This window comes from Bacteroidales bacterium, from assembly GCA_018334875.1.
Taxonomy (GTDB): Bacteria; Bacteroidota; Bacteroidia; order Bacteroidales; family UBA12077; genus JAGXLC01.
The window spans coordinates 1-6133 of sequence record JAGXLC010000252.1; the positions used below are offsets into that span (position 1 = coordinate 1).

General features: G+C 43.4%; 2 protein-coding genes. Both read right to left on the minus strand.

What is annotated here, in order from left to right; all coding sequences use genetic code 11:
- Positions 1–1023: 1023 nt before the first annotated feature.
- On the minus strand, positions 1024–2784 hold the full coding sequence (locus tag KGY70_15610; GenBank protein ID MBS3776623.1) for a RagB/SusD family nutrient uptake outer membrane protein: 1761 nt from the start codon (positions 2782–2784) through the stop codon (positions 1024–1026).
- Positions 2785–2830: 46 nt separating this feature from the next.
- Positions 2831–6082: a TonB-dependent receptor gene (locus tag KGY70_15615; protein ID MBS3776624.1), complete on the minus strand. Its 3252-nt coding sequence runs from the start codon at positions 6080–6082 to the stop codon at positions 2831–2833.
- Between the last annotated feature and the right edge of the window lie 51 nt (positions 6083–6133).

A 6133-nucleotide genomic window follows, 5' to 3' on the forward strand; every position in this document is an offset into this window, starting at 1 on the left:
TAAATGAAACCAAAGGTAAAACCAGATTGCCGGCTTTAGCCGTTGCCTAACTTTAATATAGCGCTACATCGTTTACAAGATTTTAATTGTGATTTATAGCAAAACATCGTTTACAAAGTGTGCCCCCATGGAGCAGCGCCGTCTATGGAACCTAACCTATAAAGTCTACCTATGTTCAGCTACCTGGCAACAACCGATTCTTTAATGCTGCCTTCGTAGAAGGCCAATAGCGATAGCAACAATTCGCCAGCCGATTCCTGCGCCTCGCAGAGCGCGCGATAAAATGCGGATTCTATATATCATTATGAATTTGGTGAATAATTATGTAAAATGCTAATGATTCTGATAACTAACAAGGAAGGAAGGGTAGCGAGGGCACAATATTTTTGAACCACAATAGGGACATAGAACACAATTGCCGGTAACCAGAGGTATGTTGCTCTTCTGCAATACCCAACCCTGAAAGGGTTCAAAGATAGTAGCCCCGGGCAGCGCCCGGGGTAGAATAGCACAAAACATTAAAGCGCTCCAACTGCTACCAAAGAATAGGGCAACAACCGTTGTTGGAGCGCAATGAACGAACCGGTAAATATCACATTATTCCCTATGACGAGGAATATATTCACCAAACGAAATATCTATCGCGCACTCTGACGAGGCGCCCAATAACCCGGGGGTGTTGCATCTCTATCGCTATATGCCCCTTATCGGGGCAAGAGGCGGGATATTCAGAGCATATAGGTTGAATTCAACGTTATAGATGAAAAACAACTATTGAAACATCCAATAATAATTTGATCTGTATATATCCGTGGCTATTATCAAAAAAATCAATCTTCCATTCGTGTACCTGTCCCGTCTAAAAGCGGGATTCGTGGCCATCTCATTAGTGCACCTGTCCCGTCTGAAAGCGGGATTCGTGGCCATCATTAATCCATTTCAAATCCGTGGCCATCCACAAACCAAAAAAAAGGGGCTGCACCCTTTGGCAACCCCTTTTCATATTCACTTTAAGATAAAATACTATTCGTATGCCGGGTCCTGCTTCAAGGATGGCTGAATGTCGAGCTGATCCTGCGGTAACGGCCAATAATCGTCACTTTCACTATTATAGGAAGCGCCCTTCATAAAGGTTCTGAACTGAACATCTTCTTGTATGTAATCGTTCAGCACATCTTCAGCAATACCCCAGCGCCGAAGCTGGAAGTAACGCAGCCCTTCGGTGGCGAACTCAAGGCGATGCTCCAGTCTTACAGCCTTTCTTGCTTCTTCTTGTGAATTAAATACAGGGGAATCTTCAGGATAAGGCTCAATGTTGTAATTGGCAGCATCTTCATCCCAGTTAATTTCGTCCTCTGTGGGTTGATCGCCCAGCTCATCGGTAGTAACACGACCTTTAACATAATCGCTGTTCTTTGCCCTCTCTCGTATCTTATTTACCAGCTGTCGGGCATAATCAAGTTCATTGTTTTCCACAGCAATTTCAGCCCTCCAAAGCAACACATGGCTATATCGATAGGCTCTAAAATTACGGGCATTTTTAAATCCTCCCCACTGGGTATAAGAACCGTCATTTTCCTCCAGATGCATGTATTTCTTGGTCATATATGGTCCACCGTTGGATTGAGAACGAATCCAAGCTCTGCCCTGATGAATGCCCCAACCAAGAAAATCAACACCACGACGTGCAATAGTCCAGTCTACACGCGGATCAAGTGGATGATCAGTAGGTTCAAAGGAGTCACCACTGGCTACAGCCATGTCATTGGCCAGATCGTCACGATCTTCCTTGTCCAATACCGGCAACCCTTCTGAAGTTGTTTGGAAAGCCTCAAAAAGATTCTGCGAAGGCTGAAAGAAACCCCAGCCCAAACCGGCAGCACCCGATTGATGAAATACGGCGCCTGTTAGGACAAGATAGTTAGCACTACTTGCATCTGCTGATACTTGTATCTCAAATATGGACTCTTCATTATTCTCAGTAGTAGCTTTATAATTGTCGTAATAGTTATCGACCAGAGCAAACTTGTTACTTCCGATAATATCATCTAGCAGTGTCTCGGCCTCGCCAAGCTCATTCTGAAACATATGGACATGGGCTTTAACAGCCATTGCAGCATATTTATGCGGTCGTCCCGGATCGCCCATAGGCGGGTTTTCCGGTAAATTGTCGATGGCATACTGAAGGTCAGCTTCTATTTCATCCCATCCCTCGGAATCGTTGGGTACCTCCTCAGGGGGCATACCCAATTCTTCTTCTGTTTTGACATAGGGAATCTTCTCAAAAATTCTGGTAGCTTTAAAATGATACCAAGCTCTTAAAAATTTAGCTTCAGCTTCAATTTCCGTAGCCCGGTTGTCAGAAATTGGATTATCTCCCTCCTGGGTTGTCCATAAAAAATTTAGTACATCATTGGTACGGGAAACTCCATTATAACAGTCACTCCATCTTGCAGACATATAAGGATTTGCTGGAAGTGTATTGTACCTCTCTACAGAATTAAAAGCACTCTGATCGCCATAAGAAGTACCTTTGTAAGTATTATCGGAGGCACAGTCTCCATAGGTCCAGTCGGTACCCAACGCACCCCCAAAATATGCATTACCGGGTAGCATGTCATAGGCACCAATCAAAAGACCTTCAACACCATCTTCGGTTTTCATAACCTCTCCAGCTGCTGTTCCCGTCGGTTGTTTATCAAGAAACTCTTCCTTGCAGGAATACAAGAATACAAATAATCCTGCTAATGTTGTGATTAATATTAAATTAATTATTCGCTTCATAGTTACAATTTTTTATTTTGTTTATAAACATCATGCTGTGAGAAAATTAAAGACCAAGGTTCACTCCAAACATGATTCTTTGAGATGTTGGCCAGGCACCACGATCTATGCCTTTATTAATTCCTGAAGTATTCACTTCCGGATCCAGTCCAGAATAATTGGTTATGGTAAAGAGGTTGGTTGCCTGTCCGTAAATCACAATATTTCTGAAAGCCTCCCCTGGAAACAGAGTACTTAAATCGTAGCTAATACGCAAGTTCTGCATGCGCAGATAAGATGCATCTTCCATAAAATAGGTATTTGGATATTGGCTACCGATATCATCAAACTCTGCCTTTGGCATGGCTGCATTTTCGTTATTATCCAGATAAGGACTTCCCCAGGATTCATACAGCCTTCTGTGACTGCGATTCCCCAAAAATTGCTCAAAATCAATCCAACGTCTCACGTAATTGACCATATCGTTGCCATAGCTTGTATATAAACGGGTGCTTAAACGAAATCCTTTATAAGTCAGACTGAAATTCAACCCTGCTGTAAAATCAGGGTGCGGATCGCCAATATAGGTTCGGTCCTCCTCATTAATAATACCGTCTTCATTAACATCCTTGTATTTGAAACGGCCCGCTTCATTATAATCCCCATCTTCTCCAAAAGCAGTGGGATGATTATTGGCTTCCGACTCACTCTGGAATATGCCTTCCACTACATAGCCATAAAATTCCGGGAACTGAGTGCCACTTTCAGCTCTTGTATAGGACATTTCACGGAATTCACTTCCTTGCATGAACTCCTCTTCCTGACCGGAAAGTCGGACCACTTCATTTTTATAGGAGGATACATTCAGATTGATGTTATACTGCAGCTCATTATTCATTGCAGCTCCTTGATATCCAAGTTCAACGTCTATACCCGTATTCTCCATTTCACCAACGTTAATTGAGGGAGCAGAAGCTTGGCCCAGCACATCGGGTATTCGCTTCGGATAAAGCATATCCTCTGTCACCCTCTGCCACAAGTCAACAGTAATATCAATGTTCTCAAAGAGAGTAGCATCCAATCCTAGATTAGAAGTTACGGTGGACTCCCATAGCACGTTGGGATTGCCAAAACTCGATCGATAGAAACCTGATGAACCAGGTCCTGAATTAGCTCCTGTTACGGGATAATATGAACTCCATGAACTTGAAGCAAATGTAGTGAATGAATTGTAGTTACCAATCCGGTCATTACCGGTTTCTCCATATCCTACTCTTAGTTTAAGAAAATCCAACCAGTTGTCGGTCCCGGCCATGAAGCTTTCGTTGGATATTCTCCAACCTGCGGAAAAGGCAGGAAATAATCCATAACGATTTTCACTACCGAAACGGGAAGAACCGTCCCGCCGAATAACACCCTCCAACAGGTACTTATCGCTTAATGTATAGTTCACACGGCCAAAAACAGAGAATAAAGCCCATTCGCTTACATTGCCATAGTTGGTCTGATTTTGGACTCCTGCATCCATCTGCATATAAATGGGGTTCCTGGAGAAAAATTGATCTCTTGAAGCTCCTCTCCAGCGGGAATTATTATCTATTGCCTCGGTACCAGCCATTACTGTAAGATCGTGTATTTCTGCAAAAGTATTGGAGTATTCCAACGTATTGGACCAGTTCCACTGCAACCCAAACCAATCGCTTTCAGATAGTCCATCGAATTTTCCTCTTTCTGAAAAAGCTTTCTCAACATATCCAATGTTCCTACCCTGCGAGGCATCGTAATCAAATCCAAAAAGAGTTCTTAATGACAAACCTTCAAAAATGGTGGCCTCTGCATAAGCATTCCCACTGGCATTGAGGCTCTTATTCCAGTCATGCCGATTCGACCACATATCAAAATAAGGATTATTCGCATTTCCAGTACCTTCGGCCCTGGTACCAGCAAGATTGCCCTTAATATCATATACAGGGACAATGGGTTGCATACGGTAAGTCTGAGAAATAGCTGTCCATTCAGCGTTGTCTCCCTGATTGCCCCAATCCTTGCTATAGGTAACACCTATTTTTTCACCTACTTCCAGCCAATCTGCCGGATTGGTAGTGACGTTGGAACGCAGGTTGTATCGTTCGAATCCGGTATGTTTCAGAACACCTTCTTCTTCCGTATAGCCCACCTGGAATGAATAGTTGGTGGTTTCGCTTCCTCCGCTTAGGTCCACACTGTATTCCTGATAGGCGGCATCCCGGTCGATTACATCCATCCAGTCAGTACCTTCTTGGTTGGCCTTCATAATAATGTATGTATCATCACCATCCTCATGGACCATCTTTCGATCATAATTACTATGGTCTGCCTCATCAGCACCGGCAGGTAAAATGTATTCGGGAATGGTTGGCTCATCGCCACTACCATATTGCACATGACTGTAATCCTCTCTACCCGAATTATCTGCCATTAACCAGAGCATCTCACCATATTCCCGGGTATTAAGCAGATTATAAGAATTTTTGTTACGGCTAATCCCATTTCTTACCTTAACATTAACCTGGGTTGGCTGCCCTTTCTGTCCACTCTTGGTAGTAACCAAAACCACCCCATTGGCAGCTCTCGCACCATAAATGGCCTGGGCAGCGGCATCCTTCAATATGGAAATGGATTCAATATTCTCAGGATTCACATTGCCACCCGGTACACCATCAACCACCCAAAGGGGATTGTTATCATTAATCGTACCGAGCCCACGAATCCGAATCGAGGCACCACCACCAGGAGTGTGGGATTCCTGTACAGTTACACCGGAAACGCTCCCTTTCAGTGACTCGGAAGCATTAACGGAAGCCATATCTGCCAGTTCATCAGTATCAACTGAAGAAACAGAACCGGTAACTTCTCCTGCCTGCTGGGTAGCATAACCAACGGCTACAACTTCTTCCAATTCAGTAACAGCTTGCTGCAATTCCACATTGATCTCCTGCTGTCCGCTGACATCTATGGATTGCTGCTGATAGCCAACAAAGGAAAATATTAATGTGCCATCGGAAGGAGCCTCCAGTGTATAATTACCATCCATATCAGTAGTAGTTCCAATACTCGTTCCTTCAACTACAATATTAACGCCAGGTAAGGGTTCTCCAGTTTCCGCGTCGGTTACCTGTCCAGTAATTTCTATTTCCTGTTGAAGTGCTTTACCGGACGTTGTGTTCAGATCCGAACTGTTCGAATCGGCAGATGCTAAAAGCGGACTGCTAAAAATAAATCCGCAGAACAACACAAATAGCACCATCCATTTGTTAAAAAATCTAATTTTTTGATTCATAAATTGCATGCTTTTGTTAGTTGAAATTTTTACTTTTAAACTAAAGATTGG

What these genes read in the sequence shown, in the direction of transcription:
- KGY70_15610 (MBS3776623.1), bottom strand. Translation starts at nt 2,784, where the DNA reads ATGAAGCGAATAATTAATTTAATATTAATCACAACATTAGCAGGATTA.
- KGY70_15615 (MBS3776624.1), bottom strand. Translation starts at nt 6,082, where the DNA reads ATGAATCAAAAAATTAGATTTTTTAACAAATGGATGGTGCTATTTGTG.